Annotated in this window: 16 protein-coding genes and 1 other RNA gene; 6 read left to right on the forward strand and 11 right to left on the reverse strand. The window is 70.9% G+C overall.

What is annotated here, in order from left to right; all coding sequences use genetic code 11:
* Positions 1-14: 14 nt before the first annotated feature.
* Positions 15-416 (reverse strand): division/cell wall cluster transcriptional repressor MraZ, encoded by a 402-nt coding sequence (locus HEP73_RS18010; RefSeq protein WP_255423810.1) that lies wholly within the window; start codon positions 414-416, stop codon positions 15-17.
* Positions 417-788: 372 nt separating this feature from the next.
* Here HEP73_RS18010 and HEP73_RS18015 point away from each other — a divergent pair, with 372 nt between their 5' ends.
* Together HEP73_RS18015 and rnpB are read left to right on the forward strand one after the other, a co-directional pair.
* Positions 789-1,577 carry an NRDE family protein gene (locus tag HEP73_RS18015; protein WP_185820981.1) on the forward strand — a complete coding sequence of 263 codons (789 nt, stop codon included), beginning with the start codon at positions 789-791 and terminating at the stop codon, positions 1,575-1,577.
* 57 nt (positions 1,578-1,634) lie between these two features.
* Positions 1,635-2,000, forward strand: an RNA gene (gene rnpB, locus HEP73_RS18020) — RNase P RNA component class A.
* Between the two features lie 193 nt (positions 2,001-2,193).
* Here the strand turns inward: rnpB and rsmI are convergent.
* Positions 2,194-3,018 (reverse strand): 16S rRNA (cytidine(1402)-2'-O)-methyltransferase, encoded by an 825-nt coding sequence (gene rsmI, locus HEP73_RS18025; RefSeq protein WP_185820982.1) that lies wholly within the window; start codon positions 3,016-3,018, stop codon positions 2,194-2,196.
* 81 nt (positions 3,019-3,099) lie between these two features.
* On the opposite strand from rsmI, the gene HEP73_RS18030 reads away from it, so the two are divergent.
* The 4 genes from HEP73_RS18030 to HEP73_RS18045 are packed head-to-tail and all read left to right on the forward strand — an operon-like array spanning position 3,100 to position 7,114.
* Positions 3,100-4,827, forward strand: coding sequence for a penicillin-binding protein activator (locus HEP73_RS18030; protein WP_185820983.1), 1,728 nt, complete (start codon positions 3,100-3,102; stop codon positions 4,825-4,827).
* On the forward strand, positions 4,817-5,185 hold the full coding sequence (locus HEP73_RS18035; RefSeq protein ID WP_185820984.1) for a YraN family protein: 369 nt from the start codon (positions 4,817-4,819) through the stop codon (positions 5,183-5,185). The genes HEP73_RS18030 and HEP73_RS18035 overlap by 11 nt, the downstream gene beginning before the upstream one ends.
* Position 5,186: 1 nt before the next feature.
* On the forward strand, positions 5,187-5,732 hold the full coding sequence (locus tag HEP73_RS18040) for a metal-dependent hydrolase (protein WP_185820985.1): 546 nt from the start codon (positions 5,187-5,189) through the stop codon (positions 5,730-5,732).
* Positions 5,729-7,114, forward strand: a complete 1,386-nt coding sequence (locus HEP73_RS18045) for an FAD-binding oxidoreductase (protein WP_185820986.1) — start codon at positions 5,729-5,731, stop codon at positions 7,112-7,114. The genes HEP73_RS18040 and HEP73_RS18045 overlap by 4 nt, the downstream gene beginning before the upstream one ends.
* Before the next feature lie 231 nt (positions 7,115-7,345).
* Here HEP73_RS18045 and HEP73_RS18050 read toward each other — a convergent pair whose 3' ends face one another.
* The 9 genes from HEP73_RS18050 to thiL form a co-directional block, all read right to left on the reverse strand.
* Complete coding sequence (locus tag HEP73_RS18050) at positions 7,346-8,074, reverse strand: response regulator (RefSeq protein ID WP_185820987.1); 729 nt, start codon at positions 8,072-8,074, stop codon at positions 7,346-7,348.
* Positions 8,064-10,754: a sensor histidine kinase gene (locus HEP73_RS18055; protein ID WP_185820988.1), complete on the reverse strand. Its 2,691-nt coding sequence runs from the start codon at positions 10,752-10,754 to the stop codon at positions 8,064-8,066. Before HEP73_RS18055 ends, HEP73_RS18050 begins: the two co-directional genes overlap by 11 nt.
* A gap of 67 nt (positions 10,755-10,821) precedes the next feature.
* The gene (gene kdpC / locus HEP73_RS18060; protein ID WP_185820989.1) at positions 10,822-11,457 is read right to left on the reverse strand and encodes a potassium-transporting ATPase subunit KdpC; all 636 of its coding nucleotides are present in this window, start codon (positions 11,455-11,457) and stop codon (positions 10,822-10,824) included.
* A 40-nt stretch (positions 11,458-11,497) separates the two neighbouring features.
* Positions 11,498-13,558, reverse strand: coding sequence for a potassium-transporting ATPase subunit KdpB (kdpB, locus tag HEP73_RS18065; protein WP_185813924.1), 2,061 nt, complete (start codon positions 13,556-13,558; stop codon positions 11,498-11,500).
* 10 nt (positions 13,559-13,568) lie between these two features.
* Positions 13,569-15,290, reverse strand: coding sequence for a potassium-transporting ATPase subunit KdpA (gene kdpA, locus HEP73_RS18070; RefSeq protein ID WP_185820990.1), 1,722 nt, complete (start codon positions 15,288-15,290; stop codon positions 13,569-13,571).
* Positions 15,291-15,306: 16 nt separating this feature from the next.
* Positions 15,307-15,399, reverse strand: coding sequence for a potassium-transporting ATPase subunit F (locus tag HEP73_RS18075; RefSeq protein WP_046977662.1), 93 nt, complete (start codon positions 15,397-15,399; stop codon positions 15,307-15,309).
* 18 nt (positions 15,400-15,417) lie between these two features.
* The gene (locus HEP73_RS18080; protein WP_185820991.1) at positions 15,418-16,146 is read right to left on the reverse strand and encodes a TorF family putative porin; all 729 of its coding nucleotides are present in this window, start codon (positions 16,144-16,146) and stop codon (positions 15,418-15,420) included.
* A gap of 187 nt (positions 16,147-16,333) precedes the next feature.
* The gene (locus tag HEP73_RS18085; protein WP_185820992.1) at positions 16,334-17,911 is read right to left on the reverse strand and encodes a CocE/NonD family hydrolase; all 1,578 of its coding nucleotides are present in this window, start codon (positions 17,909-17,911) and stop codon (positions 16,334-16,336) included.
* A 626-nt stretch (positions 17,912-18,537) separates the two neighbouring features.
* Positions 18,538-19,515 carry a thiamine-phosphate kinase gene (gene thiL, locus HEP73_RS18090; protein ID WP_185820993.1) on the reverse strand — a complete coding sequence of 326 codons (978 nt, stop codon included), beginning with the start codon at positions 19,513-19,515 and terminating at the stop codon, positions 18,538-18,540.
* Positions 19,516-19,593: the final 78 nt, after the last annotated feature.

Raw genomic sequence — 19,593 nt, forward strand, 5'->3', positions numbered from 1 at the left:
CCGGACACCCCGGCTCACAACTTCAGATCGAGCAATCCATCGCCCAGATCCTCATCAGACAATGTCTGCTGGATCAGTGCACGATGAGCCTGCTCGCTCCATAGTTCGAACTTGTCGCCCATGCCCAACAGCACGGCGCGCTTTTCGATGCCCACCGCGGCGCGGTGGCTCGGCGGGATGGTGATGCGGCTGTTGGCGTCCAGCTCCAGCGCGGCCGAGGAACCCACCAGCTTCTGCTGCAGGACCCGCACCACGCGCTGGGTGTTGGGCTTGGCCATGACGTCGTCACGGACCCGCGCCCACTCCTTTTCCGCGTACAGCCACAGGCATCCGGCTTCGAACGGGTTGTAGGTCAGCACCAGCCGATTGCCGCTCGCGCGCACGACGAGGTCGCGGTACGCGGTGGGAACCGCCATACGCCCCTTGTCGTCCACTGTGATTGCGGTCTCGCCCTGAAACACGACGCCTACACCTTTCCAAATCCGCCTGGACGGTCATTGAACCACGAAAAACCACAAAAAACCCGGTTTCCCCTCGAGTGCCCACCTTAGCAGCGCCCGAAAGGTTGTCAACAACTTTGCGAGCGATAAATCGCTAGCCACATCAATGGCTTGCGCCATTCTTTAGAGACTTGTTCAAAGCTTATCCACAAGTTGCTGTTTCGTCTCATATTTTGAGATTGAGCGGAAATTCAGCCCCGTGCACAAGGCGTTAAGACAGCGGCCAGCTGCCGCGGTCCCCACCGACCGGCTCGCAAGCCGCTGCGCAAAACCGCACAATCCGCCGCTATGTGCCTGGTCGCCCTCGCCCTCGAATCGCACCCGCGCTGGCGCCTGCTGCTGGTCGGCAACCGCGACGAATTCCACGCCCGCCCGACCGCGCCGCTGCAGCGCTGGGCGGCGCCGGCGGAGCGGGTGCTGGCGGGGCGCGACCTGCGTTCCGGCGGCAGCTGGGTAGGCCTGGACGACACCGGCCGCTGCACCGTGGTCACCAACGTGCGCGACCCGCTGGCGTCGATGTCCGGCGCCTCGCGCGGCGCCCTGGTCGCCGACTACCTGACCGGCGCCGAACCGGCGGCCGCGTTCGCCGACGCACTGGCGCTGCGCGCCGACGCCTATCCGCCGTTCAACCTGCTGCTGGCCGACGCCGACGGCGCCGACCACCTCGGCAACCACCCGCCGGCCCGGCAGCGCCTGGCACCCGGCATCCACGGCATGTCCAACGGCGCACTGGATGCGCCCTGGCCGAAAACGCTGCGCCTGTGCGAGGTCCTGGCGGGCTGGACCGCCGCCGGCGACGAGGACCTGTCCCCGCTATGGCGGGCGCTGGCCGACGAGACCCTCGCCGCCGACGCCCAGCTGCCCGACACCGGCGTGGGCCTGGAGCTGGAGCGGCGCCTGTCGCCGGCCTTCATCCGCGGCCACGACTACGGCACCCGCGCCAGCACCATCGTGGCGGTGGACGGCGACGGCCGCGGCTGGATCCACGAGCGCCGCTTCGGCCCGGATGGGGTGTTCCTGGGGGAGACGCGGCTGGAGGGGCTCGGGACCGGGGACTCGGGACTCGGGTCCCGGTAAGAGCGGAATCCGGACCGCGCGGCGCAGCGGCGCCGCACATGCGACAATAGCGACGGCGGAGTCGGCCAGACAGTCGCGTCATCCCGGTGCATTTCGGTGCAGTGAGATGCCGAGGAAAGTCCGGGCTCCATAGGGCAAGGTGCCAGGTAACGCCTGGGCGGCGCGAGCCGACGGAAAGTGCAACAGAAAGATACCGCCTAAGTCTGCGCAAGCAGACCGGTAAGGGTGAAATGGTGCGGTAAGAGCGCACCGCGAGTCCGGCAACGGACCGGTACGGCAAACCCCACCTGGAGCAAGACCAAATAGGGACCTCATGGCGCTGCCCGCGTCGGGTCCGGGTAGGTTGCTTGAGCGCCGCGGTGACGCGGCGCCTAGAAGAATGACTGTCCACGACAGAACCCGGCTTATCGGCCGGCTCCGCCACTTTCTCAAAAAATCCCCAGACTCCGGGCCAGACTCCCGGGTTCGGAGGCTTTAGCCTCGCTTTGACTCAACGCCTTTTAGGGCAAGCAGGTTTCCGATTCCGGCAGTCGCCTGACAGCGCATTCGCCTGGGAACGGCAGGTTCGCGATTGCCCGCTGCAGGTCAGCCGGCATCCGCTCGGTATGCGGCCACCTCAGCCCCCATACAACGCCTTGCGCGGCGCCCCGGTGATTTCCGCGGCCAGCTTGGCGGCGGTGGACGGCGGCAGGTGCGCGCTGAGCGTGGCGTAGACGCGGCGGCCCTCGGCCAGCTGCGCGTCGGCATCGTCGCCGGCGCCCTGCACGATCAGCACGAACTCGCCCTTGCGCTGGTTGGCGTCGGCTTCCACCTGCGCCTGCAGTTCGGCCAGGCTGCCGTCGAGCACGGTTTCGAACAGCTTGGTCAGCTCGCGTGCCAGCACCGCCGGGCGCGCGTCGCCGAAGGCGGCGCGGCAGTCGGCCAGGGATTCGACGATGCGGTGCGCCGATTCGTAGAACACCAGGGTGCGCGGCTCGCCGGCCAGGCGCGCCAGACGCTCGCGGCGGCCGGAGGCCTTGGCCGGCAGGAAGCCCTCGAAGCTGAAACGGTCGCTGGGCAGGCCGGCCACGCTGAGCGCGGCGATCGCCGCGCAGGCGCCGGGCACCGGGCTGACCCGCACCCCGGCCTCGCGCGCGGCGCGCACCAGCCGGTAGCCGGGGTCGCTGACCAGCGGGGTGCCGGCGTCGCTGACCAGGGCCAGCGATTCGCCGCCGAGCAGGCGCGCGACGATGCGCTGCGCCAGCGCGTCTTCGTTGTGCTCGTGCAGCGCGACCAGCGGCTTGTCGATGCCGAAGTGCGACAGCAGCTGGCCGCTGCGGCGGGTGTCCTCGGCGCAGATCGCGGCGACCGCGCGCAGCACCTCCTGCGCGCGCGGCGTCAGGTCGGCGAGATTGCCGATCGGCGTGGCGACGACATGCAGGGTTCCGGGCTGGGCGCTCATCTACGGCTTTCCATGGTCAAGGGTAGAATCGTAGCGGTTTTCCCCGGCGCGCCCAGGCGTGCCCTGCCGAATGGACCAGAAATGAACAAGCGATTCGCAAGGATTTCCGCCCTGTCGCTGCTGGCGCTGCTGTTCGCCGGCTGCGCCACCACCAGCGTGACGCAGAGCGCGTCGTCGCCGGCCCAATCCGCGGCGCTGGCGCTGCTCGACCAGGGCAAGCCGCGGGAAGCGGCGCAGCAGCTCGAGGCGCAGGCCGCCACCGCCACCGGCAGCGAGCGCAACCAGTTGCTGGCCGACGCCGCCTTCGCCTGGTACGAGGGCGGCGATGTCGCCCGCGCGCGCAGCCTGGCCGCGCAGGTGCAGCCGCGCCAGCTGTCGGGCCTGAGCAAGGTGCGGCTGGCCCTGGTCAACGCCGAGCTGGCGCTGGTCGACCGGCAGCCGGCGCAGGCGCTGCAGGCGCTGGGCAGCGATCCGCAGGCGGTGCCGCAGAACCTGCGCGCGCGCTGGCACCTGGCCCGCGCGCAGGCGCTGGAAGGCACCGGCGACGCCACCGCTGCGCTGGACGAACGCGCCCGCGCCGATATCGGCCTGACCGGCCAGGCGCGCAGCGACAACCAGCGCGCCATCGTGCGCCAGCTCGCGGCCTTGAACGACGCCACGCTGCAGGCCCGCGCCGCCGCGCTGCCGGCCGGCGATCCGCTGTACAACTTCGCCGGGCGCGCACTGATCAGCCGCGGCCTGGCGCTGCCGCGGCCGTTCGACCGCGGCGAGCAATGGGGCTTCGACACCAGCAAGCGGCCGCCGGCCGAGCGCGACGGCTACCGCCCGCCGGCCAAGCTGGCGGTGCTGCTGCCGCTGAGCGGCACCCTGGCGACCGCGGCCGCGCCGGTACGCGACGGCCTTCTCGCCGGCTACTACGGCGAGACCCGGCGCCGCCCGGAGATCAACTTCATCGACACCACCGGCACCGCGGCCGGCGCGCTGGCCGCGTACCAGAAGGCGATCGACAGTGGCGCCGACTTCGTGGTCGGCCCGCTGGGCCGCGACGAGGTCAGCGCGCTGTTCGCCCGCGACGCGCTGCCGGTGCCGCTGCTGGCGCTGAACCGCGGCACCAGCGCGCCGCCCGCCGGCAGCGCCGGCTTCTCGCTGGCGCCGGAAGACGACGGCATCGCCGCCGCCGAATACCTGCTGGCGCACGAGCGCCGCAACGCGCTGGTGATCGGCAGCAACGACGACAACGGCCGCCGCGCGGTGGCCGCGTTCCGCGAGCGCTTCAGCGAGCGCGGCGGCAAGGTCGCGGCCAGCGTCAGCGTGGCCGAGGTGCCGGGCGATGTCGGCGCGCAGCTGCGCAACGCCGGCGCCGCCGACGCGGTGTTCCTGGCGGTGAAGGGCGGCACCGCGCGCGCGCTGGCGCCGCAGCTGGCGCTGGCCGGCTTCGCCGGCAAGAGCCGGGTGGCGACCTCGCAGCTGGTGCTCGGCACCGGCAAGCCGGAGGACGACCTGGTACTGGACGGCATCGCCTACCCGAGCGAACTGTGGAACGTGCGCGGCGTCGGCGGCCTGCCGGCGGCGACCAGCGTGGCCGAAACGCTGCCGACCGCGCGCGGCCCAGGCGCGCGCCTGTTCGCGTTCGGCTACGACGCCTGGCAGATCAGCGCCTACCTCGAGAAGCTCGCCACCGGCGCCGAAGCCAATCTGCGCGGCGCCACCGGCGTGCTGCACCTGGACGGCTTCGGCAACATCCTGCGCACCCCGGCCTGGTCCACCTTCAGCGGCGGGCGCGCGACGCCGCTGCCCGATGGGCGTTGACCGCCGGCAACGCGGCAACGACGTGGAAGCGGCGGCGCGCGCCGAACTGGAACGCGCCGGGCTGCACCTGATCGCCGCGAACGTGCGCTATCGCGGCGGCGAACTGGACCTGGTGATGCAGCAGGCGCAGTGCCTGGTGTTCGTCGAGGTGCGCTACCGGCGCAACGACGCGTTCGGCGGCGGCGCCGCCTCGGTCGACCTGCGCAAGCGCCGCCGGCTGGTATTGGCGGCGCAATTGTTCCTGGCCGCGCATCCGCACTACGCGAACTGGCCGTGCCGCTTCGACGTGGTCGAAGCCGAAGGCGAACCGCCGCGGCTGACCTGGCTGCGCGACGCGTTCCGCGCCGACGACTGCTGACGTGCCGAGCATCTTCACCCACGCCGCGATCCCGCTGGCGCTGTGGGCCGCCGCCGATCGCGGACGCATTTCCACGCGCCTGCTCGGCGCCGGCATCGTCGCATCGATGCTGCCCGATCTGGACGTGGTCGCGTTCGCCCTGCACATCCCCTACGCCGATGCGTTCGGCCATCGCGGCGCCAGCCATTCGCTGCTGTTCGCCGCGGTGCTGGGCGTGCTCGGTGCGCTGCTGCACCGAGCGCTGCGTGCCGGCGCGCTGCAGGCGGCGACCTGGATGTTCGTCTGCACGGTCTCGCACCCGCTGCTCGATGCGCTGACCTCCGGCGGCCTCGGCGTCGCCCTGGCCTGGCCGTGGAGCGAGCAGCGCTGGTTCGCGCCGTGGCGGCCGATCCGCGTGTCGCCATTCGCCAATGGTTTCTTCAGTGCGCGCGGCGTGGCCACGCTGTGGTCCGAAGTGCGCTGGGTGTGGCTGCCGCTGGCGCTGGCGGTCGGCACCTGGAAACTGCTGCAGTCGCCTCCCTCTTCCACTTCGCGATCCCAGCCATGACCACGCCGCTGCCTGCCGCCCTGACCGACACCCTCGCCGCGCTGCTAGGTAGCAACGGCTGGCGTACCGACGATGCCAGCCGGCGCAGCTACGGCGAGGACGATTCGCGGCGCTGGGCGCTGGCCGACGCGGTAGCGCTGCCGCAGACCCGCGAACAGGTGCAGGCGATCGTGCGCGCCTGCCGCGAACACCGCGTGCCGATCGTCGCACGCGGCGCCGGCACCGGCACCGCCGGCGCCGCGGTGCCGTTCGACGGCGGCGTGGTGCTGTCGTTCGCGCGCATGAACCGCATCGTGCAGTTGCGCCCGCAGGACCGCTGCGCGGTGGTCGAACCCGGCGTGCTCAACGGCGAGCTGCAACAGGCGCTGGCGCCGCACGGCCTGTTCTGGCCGCCGGACCCGTCCAGCGCCGAGATCTGCAGCGTCGGCGGCAACCTGTCGACCAACGCCGGCGGCCCGCGCGCGGTGAAGTACGGCGCCACCCGCGACAACGTGCTCGGCGTGGTCGCGGTGACCGGCGCCGGCGAATTGATCCGCTGCGGCGGCGCCTACACCAAGGACGCCACCGGCTACGACCTGACCCACCTGCTGGTCGGCAGCGAAGGCACCCTGGCGCTGATCGTGGAGGCCACGCTGAAACTGTCGCCGCGGCCGCTGGCGCAGGCCGGGCTGCGCGCCTTCTACCGCGATGCCGGCAGCGCCGCGGCGGCGGTATCGCGACTGATGGCGCAGCCGACCACGCCGGCGATGCTGGAATTCATGGATCGCAGCGCGATCGCGTTGCTGCGCCGCAACGGCAGCGACGTGCCCGAAGCCGGCGCGATGCTGTTGATCGAAGCCGACGGCGACCACGACACCCTGCCCTATGCGCTGCAGGCGCTGGGCGCGGCGGCCGAGGGCGACGGCCTGCTGTCGCTGGACGTGGCCACCGACGGCGCCGCGCGCGACCGGCTGTGGGCCGCGCGCCGCGCGCTGTCGCCGGCGTTGCGCACGATCAAGCCGGGCAAGATCAACGAAGACGTGGTGGTGCCGGTGTCGCGCATCCCCGAACTGGTCGCCGGGGTAGAAGCGCTGGCGGCGGAATTCGACCTGCCGATCGTCGCCTTCGGCCATGCCGGCAACGGCAACCTGCACGTCAACATCATGTACGCACCCGACGATGCCGCCGAGACCGCGCGTGCCCACGCCGCACTGCCGCGCCTGTTCACGCTGGTGCTGGCGCTGGAAGGCACGCTGTCGGGCGAGCACGGCATCGGCGTGGCCAAGCGCGACTACATGGCGCAGGCGTTCGACGCAGCGACGCTGGACGCGATGCGCGCGGTGAAGCGCGCACTGGACCCGGACGGCATCCTCAATCCGGGCAAGGTGTTGCCGGATGCGTGAGCGGGACTCGGGACTCGGGACTCGGGACTCGGGACTCGGGACTCGAAGAATCGGCCTGATGCCGCGTGCAGGCAACCGTCGGCCGCTTTTTGTAGGAGCGGCTTGAGCCGCGACGAACGAAGCGGAAAAGGCAGACGACTTGGGAACCTGTCGGGGCTGAAGCCCCTCCTACAGTGCACCGGGCCAGGTTATCGACCGTCTTGCAGAACCGACTGCGATTGTCCGCGTGTCTCAGGCGCTGCGTTCGCTCACCCCGATGAAGCGCAGCCCCACGCCCGGCTCGGTGGCGATGTAGCGCGGCGTCACCGCGCTGTCGCCGAGTTTCTGCCGCAGTTTGCCGACCAGGATGCGCAGGTAGTGGGTGTCTTCCTGGTGGGTCGGCCCCCACACTTCGCGCAGCAGTTGCGGCTGGGTCAGCACGCGGCCGCTGTGGCGCAGCAGCAGCGCGAGCAGTGCGTATTCCTTGCGGCTCAGCGGCAGCGGCTCGCCGTCCAGGCGCACCTCGCGCAAGCCCAGGTGAATGTGCAGGTGGCCGTCGTCGAATACCGGCTCGGCTTCGCCGGCGGCGGGCTGTATGCGCAGCAGCACGCGGATGCGCGCCATCAGTTCCTGCACGCCGAACGGCTTGGTCACGTAGTCGTTGGCGCCGGCGTCCAGCGCCTGCACCTTCTCCGCTTCGCCGGCGCGCACGGTGAGCATGATCACCGGCACCGCGGACCACTGCCGCAATTCGCGCAGCACGCTGTGCCCATCCTGGTCGGGCAGGCCCACGTCCAGCACCACCAGTTCGGCGCCGTGCGCGGCCAGCTGCGCCAGGCCGTCGCCGCCGGTGGCCGCCTGCAGCACGCGGTAGCCCTGCGCGCGCAGGCTGATGTCCAGGAAACGCCGGATCTGCGGCTCGTCGTCGATGACCAGCACGCGCGGCGGCGGAATCGGATCGGCGTGGGACTCAGTCGGCATCGGGACGGGGTGGCGGGGCGGCGGGTTCGATCAACGGCAGAGTAATGCGGATCGTGGTGCCGCGACCATCGGCGCCGGGCAGCGCCTCGACGCTGCCGCCGTGCGCGCCGATCATGCCCTGGCAAATGGTCAGGCCCAGGCCGGTGCCGTGGCGGCCGCGGTCGCCGCGCTCGACGCTGTAGAACATGTCGAAGATGCGTGCACGCTCGTCCTCGGGAATGCCCGGGCCGCGGTCGCCGATGTCGATGCGCAGGCGCCCGTCGACCATCGCCGCGGCGACGCGGATCGCCTCGCCCTCCGGCGAAAATTTCGCCGCGTTCTCCAGCACGTTGAAGATCGCCTGCTCGACCAGCGCCGGATGCACCCACAGCGTCGGCAGTTCGGCGGCCAGGGCGATGTCCAGGCGCACCTGCGGCTGGTAGCGCTGCAGCCGCCGCGCGGCCGAGCCGATCAGTTCGTCCACGTCGATCCAGTCGCGGTTCAAGGTCAGCCCGGTGTGGCCGAGCTTGGTCATGTCGAGCAGGTTCTGGATGTAGCGATCCAGGCGCTCGCCTTCCAGCTGGATCGTTTCCAGCAGGCTGCGGCGGTCCTCGGCGTCCATCGCCTGGCCGTAGCTGGCCAGACTGCTGGCCGCGCCGATCATCGCCGCCAGCGGCGAACGCAGGTCGTGCGAGACCGACGACAGCAGTGCCGAACGCAGGCGCTCGGTCTCGCCGCTGACCCGCGCGCTTTCCAGGTCGGCGACCAGGCGCGTGCGCAGCGCCGCCTGGCCGATGTCCTCGACCATGGCTTCAGCCAGACGCTGCTGCTCCAGCCCGGGACGCTGCACGCCGGCGGCGAATTTGAGCCCGACCACGCCGATCGCGCCGCGCTCGTGGCGCACCGGCAGGAACCACCAGCTGGCGCCGGCCAGGGTGTCGGTGAAGCGGCCGGTGGCCTGGCCGTGGCGCTGCGCCCAGTCGGCGGCGCTGCGGTCCACCGCCGCCATCGACGCGGCGTAGTCGTGCGCGCCGTCCTGCGCGGCGGCGTGCGCCGCTTCCAGCGGCTGCAGCCGCACCCAGGCCTCGGCCTCGAGCGTGGCAGCCAGCGCGCGGCGCCCGGCCTCCAGCACCTGGCCCAGGTCGGCGGCGCTGGTCAGTTCGCGACCCAGCCGCTGCAGTGCGGTGGTCTGCGCGTTGGCCGCGCGCAGCGCCAGCACCTGCATGCGCAGCCGCGACGCCAGGCGCCCGGCGACCAGCGCGGCGACCAGGAACAGCAGCACCGTGACCACGCCCTGGCGCGCGCCGATGTGCAGCGTGTAGCGCGGTTCGATGAAGAAGAAGTTGTAGGCGAAGAAGCTCAGCAGCGCCGACAGCACCGCCGCGGCCATGCGCGTCTTCGCCGCGACCATCACCACCGCGACGATGAACACCATCGACAGGTCGTCGATGCCGACCCAGCGTTCGGCGATCCAGGCCACCGCCACCGCCAGCAGCGACGCGACCGTGGCGAACACCAGGTCGTCGCGCGACAGCCAGTGGCCGGGACTGCGCCAACGCCGCCGCGCGCGCGCGCGCGCCTCCGGCGAACTGATGATGACCAGTTCGTAATGCGCGCCGCGCTGCAGCAGCTGCTGGGTGAGCGTGCGGTTGATCATCCGCGCCAGCGGCCGTTCGCGGGTGCGGCCGAGCAACAGCGTGGACACGCCGTTGTGCGCGGCGTGGTCGAGCAGCGCATCGGCCACGCTGGCGCCGTGCAGCAGCGCGGCGTCGCCGCCGAGCCGCCGCGCCAGCGCGAAGGCGCGATCGACCTCCAGTTGCCACGCTTCCTCCGGCTGCGCCTGGGTCTGCACGGTAACCACGCTCCACGGCGCGCCGCGGCGCTCGGCCAGGCGCCGCGCCACCCGCACCAGATAATCGGACTGGCCGCGTCCGTCGATCGCCACCAGCACCCGCCGCCGCAACGCCACGCCGGGCCGGCCCTGCGCGGCGTGCTCGTCGCGCAGGTCGTTGTCGACGCGGTCGGCCGCGGTCTGCATCGCCAGTTCGCGCAACGCGGCCAGGTTCGACGGCGAGAAGAACGCCTGCAACGCCTGCCCCGCCTGCTCGGGCAGATACACCTTGCCTTGCTGCAGGCGTTCGATCAGTTCGCGCGGCGGCAGATCGACCAGCACGATGTCGCGCAGGCGGTCGAAGATCGCATCGGGCACGGTCTCGCCGACGCGGATGCCGGTGATGCGGTGGACCACGTCGTTGAGGCTTTCCAGGTGCTGAATGTTGACCGTGCTGTAGACGTCGATGCCGGCGTCGAGCAGTTCCTCCACATCCTGCCAGCGCCGCTCGTGGCGGCTGCCGGGCGCGTTGCGGTGGGCGAGTTCGTCGACCAGCACCAGCGGCGGGCGCCGTGCCAGCAGCGCGTCCAGGTCCATTTCCTCAAGGGTGCGGCCGCGGTACTCAACGCGCTGCCGCGGCTGCACGGCCAGCCCTTCCAACAAGGCGGCGGTCTCGGCGCGGCCGTGGGTCTCGACCACGCCGACCACCACCTCGCTGCCCTGCTGCTGCAGCTGGCGCGCGCGCGACAGCATCGCGTAGGTCTTGCCGACCCCGGGCGCCGCCCCCAGGAACACGGTCAGTCGCCCGCCGCGTTCGCGCTGGAGTGCGCCGATCAGCGCATCGGCCTGCTGGGTGCGTGAGTCGGACATTTGAGGAGCCGGGATTGAGGATTCGTGAGTAGGGATTCGCAGAGCCTACAGCCTTGGGCCGCCGGCACTACGGCTTTTGCGTTTCCCCATTCCCGATTCCCTTCTCCCCATTCCCGGCTCCATCCAACGCTAGGTTCAGCGCCAGCACATTCACCCGCGGCTGACCGAGCACGCCGAACTGGCGCGGCTGCGCCTGCGAAGCGACCAGCGCCGCGACGGTCGCCACCGGCAGTTCGCGTGCCTTGGCCACGCGCGCCACCTGCTGCTGTGCCGCGGCCACGCTGATATCCGGGTCCATGCCGCTGCCGGACTGGGTCAGCAGGTCGTCCGCCACCTGCGCCGGGGCCACGCCGTCGCGCGCGGCCACGCTGGCGCGCGCGTCGGCAATGCGCTTCTGCAGCTCGGGATTGCTGCGCGCCTGGTTGCTGCCGGCCGCGGCCATCGGGTCAAACTTGGCCGCGGACGGCCGCGGCTGGAAATAGCCGGGCGCGGCGAACGGCTGCGCGACCAGCGCCGAGCCGAGCACGCGGCCATCGCGTTGCAGCAGGCTACCGTTGGCCTGCGCCGGGAACAGCGCGCCGGCGAGCAGGGTGGACAGCAGCGAATACAGCGCGGCGGCGCCCAGCACCAGCAGCGGCAGTACCACGGCGGCACGCCAGCGCAGCGGTTCGCGGTAGGAAGAAGAGACCGGAGAAACGTTCATCGCAGGAGATCCGAAAAGAAGCGGGAGATCGGTGCCGGGCTCAGCCCAGCGCCACCAGGATCATGTCGATCAATTTGATCCCGACGAACGGCAGCAGCACGCCGCCGACGCCGTAGATCAGCATGTTCCGGCGCAGCAGCGAGGTCGCCGTGGCCGGGGTGAAGCGCACGCCGCGCAGCGCCAGCGGGATCAGCGCCGGAATCACCAGCGCGTTGAAGATCAACGCGGCCAGCACCGCATGCACCGGGCTGGACAGGCGCATCACGTTCAGCGCGGCCATCTGCGGGATCGAGGCGGCGAACAGCGCCGGCAGGATCGCGAAGTACTTGGACACGTCATTGGCCAGCGAGAAGGTGGTCAGCGCGCCGCGGGTGATCAGCTGCTGCTTGCCCACTTCCACCACCGCCAGCAGCTTGGCCGGATCCGAATCCAGATCGACCATGTTGCCGGCTTCCTTGGCCGCCTGCGTGCCCGAGTTCATCGCCAGGCCGACGTCGGCCTGAGCCAGCGCCGGCGCGTCGTTGGTGCCGTCGCCGACCATCGCCACCAGGCGCCCGCCGGCCTGCTCGGCACGGATGCGCGCGAGCTTGTCTTCCGGCGTGGCCTCGGCGATGTAGTCGTCGACGCCGGCCTCGGCGGCGATCGCCGCGGCGGTGAGCGGATTGTCGCCGGTGATCATCACCGTCTTGACGCCCATCGCGCGCAGCCGCGCGAACTTCTCGCGCACGCCGTGCTTGACCACGTCCGACAGTTCGACCACGCCGAGCACATGCCGGCCCTCGGCCACCACCAGCGGCGTGGCGCCGCTGCGCGCGACCTGCTCGACGCGGCCCTTCAGTTCCGCCGGCACCTGCCCGCCCAGCGCGGTGACGTGGCGGATCACCGCATCGGCCGCACCCTTGCGGATCGAACGCGGCGGCTGTTGCCCCTGCGCGGCCAGATCGACGCCGGACATGCGCGTCTGCGCGGTGAAGGCGACGAAGCTGGCGCCGTCCGGATCGGCCGGCGGCATGCCCTGCTCGCGCGCCAGGCGCACGATCGACTTGCCTTCCGGGGTCGGATCGGCCAGCGAGGACAGCATCGCCGCCTCGCGCAGTTGCACCGCATCGACGCCGCTGAGCGCATGGAACGCGGTGGCCTGGCGGTCGCCGTAGGTGATGGTGCCGGTCTTGTCCAGCAGCAGCACGTCGACGTCGCCGGCCACTTCCACCGCCTTGCCCGACTTGGCCAGCACGTTCGCCGACAGCGCGCGGTTCATGCCGGCGATGCCGATCGCCGGCAGCAGCCCGCCGATGGTGGTCGGGATCAGGCACACCAGCAGCGCGATCAGCAGCAGCGGATCGATGCGCACGCCGACATAGCCGGCGATGATCGGCAAGCTCGCGACCACGATCAGGAAGGTCAGGGTCATCGCCGCCAGCAGCATGGTCAGCGCGATCTCGTTCGGGGTCTTCTGCCGGTTGGCGCCTTCGACCAGCGCGATCATGCGGTCCAGGAAGCTGTGGCCCGGCTCGGCGGTGACCTTCACCACGATCTCGTCGGACAGGACCTTGGTGCCGCCGATCACGCCGGAACGGTCGGTGCCGGCCTCGCGCAGCACCGGCGCCGATTCGCCGGTGACCGCGGCTTCGTTGATGGTGGCCACGCCGTGCACGATCTCGCCGTCGGCCGGGATCAGTTCGCCGGCGGAGATCACCACCAGGTCGCCGGGCTTCAGTTCGGCGGCGGGAATGCTGGTTTCGCCGTCCAGTTGCGCGCTGCTCACCCGGCGCGCCACCAGGTCCTTGCGTGCGCGCCGCAGCGAGGCGGCCTGGCCGCGGCCGCGCGCCTCGGCCACCGCTTCGGCGAAATTGCCGAACAGCACGGTGATCAGCAGGATCGCGGTCACCGCCCAGCCGAACGCGGGCGCGCCCTGCCCGGCCACGGTGATCAGCGCCGACAGCAAGGTGCCGGCGAACACCACCGCCATCACCGGACTGCCGAGCAGATGGCGTGGCGAAAGTTTCAGCACGCTGGCGCGCAGCGCCGCACGCAACGCGGGGCCGTCGAGCAGACCGGGCTTGTGGACGGAAGAAGAAGCTTGCGGAAGCGGGGTGCTCATGGTCGTGGTCTCAGTGCGCGGCAAGCGTCAGGTGATCGGCGATCGGGCCCAACACCAGTGCCGGCGTGAATTGCAGAACGGTCAGGACCGCGATGACCGCGATCAGGGTCAGCGCGAAGGTCGGTGTTTCCACCTGCAGGCTGCCGCCGGTTTCCGGCGCCACGCGCTTGCGCGCCATCTGCGCGGCCACGATGAGCGGCACGATCAGCGCCGGATAGCGACCCAGGATCAGCACCAGCGTGCAGGTCAGGTTCCACCAGGGGATGCCGTCGCCGAGGCCTTCGAAGCCGGAGCCGTTGTTGGCGAACGCCGAGGTGTACTCGTAGAACACCTGGCTGATGCCGTGGAAGCCGGGATTGGAGGTGGCGGTGATCGCCGCCGGCATGGCCAGGGTCAGCGCGGTGAAGCCGAGCAGCACCAGCGGCTGCAGCAGGATCAGCAAGGCCAGCAGGCGCACTTCGCCGGCTTCGATCTTGCGCCCGAACAGCTCCGGCGTGCGCCCGGTCATCAGCCCGGCCAGGAACACGCTGAGCAGCAGGTACACCAGGAACTGCTGCAGGCCGCAGCCGATGCCGCCCCAGATCGCGTTGACCAGCATGTTGACCATGGCCACGCCGCCGGTCAGCGGCGCCAGCGAGTCGTGCATCGCATTGACCGAGCCGTTGGAGGTCTGCGTGGTCAGCGACGACCACGCCGCCGAGGCATCGGCGCCGAAGCGCACTTCCTTGCCTTCCATCAGCGCCGCACTCGCGGTGCTGGCCGAATGGCCTTCGGACCACACCGACACAGCGGTGGAAGCCAGCGACATCGCCAGCATGCTGCCGAACACCAGCACGGTGAATTTGCGCCGGCCGGTGAACGGCCCGACCATGAACGCGATCGCCACCGGGATCAGCACGATCGCCAGCATCTCCAGCAGATTGGAGAACGGGGTCGGGTTCTCCAGCGCCATCGCGCTGTTGGGGCCGTACCAGCCGCCGCCGTTGGTGCCAAGCTGCTTGATCGCCACCATCGCCGCGACCGGGCCGAGCGGGATCTTCTGCGCGGCCATGCCGGCGCTGGCGTCCAGCGGCGTCGCGGTGGGGCCGGCGGCCAGCGTGGACGGCACGCCCTGCTGGGTCAGCAGCACGGTCCACAGCAGGCACAGCGGCAGCAGGAAGCGCAGCGTCGGCCGAATCACATCGGCCCAGTAGTTGCCGACGTCGGCTTCGTCGACGCTGAGCGTGGCGCTCTGCGAACCGCCGCTCGCCGCGGCCGTTCGCCCGCCGAACAAGGCACGCAGCGTCGCCACCACCAGCGCCAGGCCCATCATCGGGGTGACGAACTGCAGCCCGACCACGCCCACCGCCTGCGACAGATACGACAGCTGCGCCTGGCCGGAGTAGTGCTGCTGGTCGGTGTTGGTCAGGAACGAGACCATGGTGTGCAGCGCCACGTCCCAGCGCATGTTGGGCACCGCATCGGGATTCAGCGGCAGCCACGCCTGGGTCACGAACAGGACGAACACCAGCACGCCCAGCACGAGGTTGCTGGCCAGGAACGCGCCGGCATAGCCGCGCCAGCTCATGCCGCGCGCCGGATCGGTGCCCAGCAGGCGGTACAGCGGCCGTTCGATCCAGCCGAACAGCGCGTCGCCGCGCATCGGCGCACCGCGCATCACCTTGGCCAGGTACAGGCCCAGCGGCCAACCCAGCAGCAGCGCGAGCGCATAGACAAGCAATGTATCGATCATGGAAGTGGCACTCGGCTCAGAAATCTTCGGGACGCAGAATCACGTACAACAGGTAGCCGGCGGCGACGATCACCGCCACGCCGCAGATCAGCGATAGCCAGGTCGGCATGTCATCTCTCCTCGGAACTCAAAAGGTGGCTTGCAACGCGGCTTCGACCCGCGTGCCGGCCATGTCGGGGAACAGCCGCTCGGCGGCGCGGTCGGTGTCGTGCGCGGTCAGCCGCAGCTCCAGCCCCGGTCCGCCCTGGCGGATGCTGGGCAGGGTGAACACGGCGCTGACCAGCCCATGCGTGTAGCTGTCCGCGTAGCTGCGGGCGAGCCAGTAATGGCCCACCGCCGCCTCGACGCGGAAGCGCTCGTTGAACGGATAGCGCGCGCCGAGCTGCGCGTAGGTGCCGGTGCTGTCGCTGGCCAGCGCATCGTCGGACCAGCCCAACTGCGCCCACACGCGCTGCTTCCAGGTCACGGTGGCGCCCAGCTCGGTCCAGTTCAGCGCGGCGGCCGAGGGGTATTGGTAGCGGGTCAGGTTCGCGTCCCAGGCCCAGTCCGGCGTCCACTGGCCGCGCCAGCCGATCACGCCATCGACTTCGGTGCTGGCGTGCGGGGTGCTGTCGAACTTGATCGACGAGGCCCACAGCGACGCGTACGCGCCGTTGTCGGCGGCCAGCGCCAGACCGGCCTGCACGGCGGGATCGCCGTCGCTCTGGGTGCTGCCGCGCCAGACGTAGTCGCTGGTCAGCGTGGCATTGCCGCTGACGCTGGCGGCATCGGCCGCTGCGCTGCCGGCAACGAGAAAAAGCGCAAGCGCGCCGCGCGACAGGCGTCGGCGGGCGGCACAGGAAAGCGGGGAACGCATGACGTCGGATCCAGGGCGGAACCATTCCGCCTACCTGGTCATGTTCCGGCGCGGGGCCGTAAAGTCGCTATCGGCCGATGCCGGCTGCCGCGTAAATTTCGCGTAATTTCCGTGACCGCGGGGCTGCGGGGCTACGGCAAGACGCAGGAAAGGCCGGCATTGCGCCGGCCTTTCCGTCACACGCAGGTCAGTGCAGCGGCACGCTCAGGCTGGACGGCGCGGCCGCCGGCGAACTGAAGCTGACGCTGCCGCCGAAGCGGCTGGCCGAGCTGTAGCGCGGATCGGTGGTGTCCACCACCAGCACCAGGCGGTTGCCGGCCGGGATATCGGCGGCGGTCGCCTGCAGCGGCAGGTCGATCGTGGTCGCCACGCCCGGGGGCGCGTTGCGCAGCGTGTACGGCGCGTGGCTGAGCAATTGCGCCACGCCAAGCCCGTTCATGCTGTAGAGGTAGGCGAACAGCGACACGTTGGCCTGGCTCGGGGTCACCGTCACCCGCAGCGACGGGCTGCCGGCCAGGCGCTTGGCGCTGGTGTACACCGGCCCGCTCCACACCGCCGCGCCGTTGCGATCCACCAGCGGGATCGAGGTGGTGACCGGCTGGCCCAGACCCTGCAGCAGGCCGCTGACCAGCAGCACGCCCGAATCGGCCAGGGTCGGTACGCCGGTGGCGATGCCCTTGCTCCAACCGCTGCTGGTACCGCTGCTCAGCGCGCCGGTCGCGATCAGGCCGCTCGGGCGGGTCAGACCATAGCGGGTCGCACCGGCCTGCACGCTGTTCCAGTCGGCGTAGCGCAACCAGGTGCCGTTGAGCGTGGCCAGTTGCACCGGCTGCTCGCTGTCCACGCCGTTGGCCTGGCCCTTGAGGTAATGGTCGAACCAGCGGGTGGTTTCCGTGTAGACCTCGTTGGGCAGGCCGAGCGCGCCCGGCAGTTCGGCCGTGGCGTGATCGCCCTGGCTGAACATCAGGTGCTTGGGCCCGCTCAGGCGGTTGTACAGATCGATGTACTGGTTCGGCGGGAACAGGCCGTCATTGAACGCATTGGCCATCAGCACCGCGGTGCCGTTGCGGTTGAGCGCCTGCACTTCGTTGATCACGCTGCGCTCGCCGGCCTTGGGCAGGAAGCCCTGCACCGCGCCGTCGTAGTCGCCGACCGCGACCCGCGCGCTGATCTGCGCCAGGTCCGGCCCGGGCCGGCCGGTGATCGCGCCGGAGGCCACCAGCAGGCCGACGCCCTGTTCGCTGACCGTGGCGTTCGCGTACAGCGAGGCCTGCAGGTCGGCCCAGCCGCTGAGCGCGGCCACCGCCTTGATCCGCGGATCGCGCGCGGCGGCGAGCAGGCTGGTGCCGGCACCGTAGGAAATGCCGGACACGCCGATCGCCTTGGCATTGGCCGGGGTATTGGCCAGCGCCCAGTCGATCACCGTGCTGACATCTTCCACCGTCGGCGCTCCGGCGATATCGATCACGCCTGCCGAATCCCAGAACCCGCGCGAGGTGTAGCTGACCACCACGTAGCCGTTGCTGGCCAGTTCGCTGGCGCGGCCCACGTATTCCAGGTTGGGCAGCGACCAGCTGGCCGGCATCACCACCAGCGGGAACGGCCCGGTCCCCTGCCCCTGCGGCACCAGCACCAGCGCGCCGAGCTTGGTGCCGTCCCAACTGGAAATGGTCTGGTACTGCTTGCTGAAACCTCCGGCGGACGCGGCGGCGGAGAACAACAGCATCGCGCACAGGGCGATGCAGCGGGACAGGGACATACGCATGTACTGCCTCCCAAACGGCGCCGGGTCGGAATGGCCCAGCTGCCAGAAACGGTTACGGGTGCGCGATGCGGGGGAATCGGGCGTCGCGACCATACCAGCCGGTACGGACAAGTTCACGCCGCAGTGCGGCACGGTATGGTGGGGCGCTTGTGGCTGCCCTGGGTTCTCAGCTGGTCCGCCGTCTTTAGCTTCGGCCGTACCCTCATCCGCCCCTTCGGGGCACCTTCTCCCGATGGGAGAAGGGAACAGCCGCGGCGTGCTTTAGCCCCTCTCCCGCCGGGAGAGGGGTTGGGGTGAGGGTACGGCGCGAAGCGACTCGCGGAGTGGGGTGCACGAGGCTTGCGCCCGTACCCTCATCCGCCCCTGCGGGGCACCTTCTCCCGAAGGGAGAAGGAACAGCCGCGGCGTGCCTTAGCCCCCTCCCACCGGGAGAGGGGTTGGGGTGAGGGTCCGGCGCGAAGCGACTCGCGGAGTTGGGTGCACGAGGCTGAGCCCGTACCCTCATCCGCCCCTGCGGGGCACCTTCTCCCGAGGGGAGAAGGAACAGCCGCGGCGTGCCTTAGCCCCTCTCCCACCGGGAGAGGTGTTGGGGTGAGGGTCCGGCGCGAAGCGACTCGCGGACTTCCCTACCCGGCGAAGAAATGCTCGTAGCCGCGCCGCGGCGGCTGCCAGGGCTGGCCGTCCGCGTCGCGCACGACGATGCCGCCGCCGGCGACGATTCGCCCGATCGGCGTCGCTTCCTCGCCGATCGCCTGCAGCGCCTGCACGATGGCCGCGCGTTGCGCCGGTGCGGCGGTGAAGCACAGTTCGTAGTCGTCGCCGCCGCCCAGTTGCCAGGCGTGGACCTGCGCGGCGCTCGCCTCCGCCGGCGCGGCGACCGCCGGCAATGCGGCAAGCCACAGTTCGGCGCCGACGCCGCTGCGCGCGCAGATATGGTCCAGGTCGGCCAGCAGGCCGTCGGAAATGTCCACGCAGGCGTGCGCCAGGCCGCGCAGGCGCAGCCCGGCGTGGACCCGCGGCGACGGCCGCAGCAGGCGCTGGCGCAGATGTTCGTGCACGGGATCGGCGGCGGCACGGGCCACGTCCAGGCGCCCAGCCTGCCACAGCGCCAGCGCCGCAGCGGCCTCGCCGGGATGGCCGCTGACCCAGATCTCGTCGCCCGGCTGCGCGCCGTCGCGGCGCAGCGCCGCTCCGGGCGCCACACTGCCGATCGCGGTGACCGACAGCGACAAGGGCCCGCGCGTGGTGTCGCCACCGGCCAGCACGATGCCGTGCGCATCGGCCAGCGCGAAGAAGCCGTCGGCGAAGGCGTCGATCCAGCCCGCATCCTCGTGCGGCAACGACAGCGACAGCGTGCACCAGCGCGGCTGCGCGCCCATCGCGGCGAGATCGGACAGGTTCACCGCCAGCGTCTTCCAGCCCACGTCGGCAGGCGCGGTCTCCAGCGGAAAGTGCACGCCGGCGTTGAGCGTATCGGTGGTGATCGCCAGTTGCTCGCCCGGCGGCGGCTGCAGCAGCGCCGCATCGTCGCCGATGCCCAACGGCACGTCCGCATGCGTCCCGATCCGGGCACGCAGGCGATCGATTAGATCGAATTCGGGCATTTTGGAGGCCGGGATTGGGGATTCGGCATTCGGGATTGGCAACAGCGAAGCGCCGGCCGTGGTGTGCGCGGGAATGCC

This window comes from Xanthomonas sp. GW, assembly GCF_014236815.1.
GTDB lineage: Bacteria > Pseudomonadota > Gammaproteobacteria > Xanthomonadales > Xanthomonadaceae > Xanthomonas_A.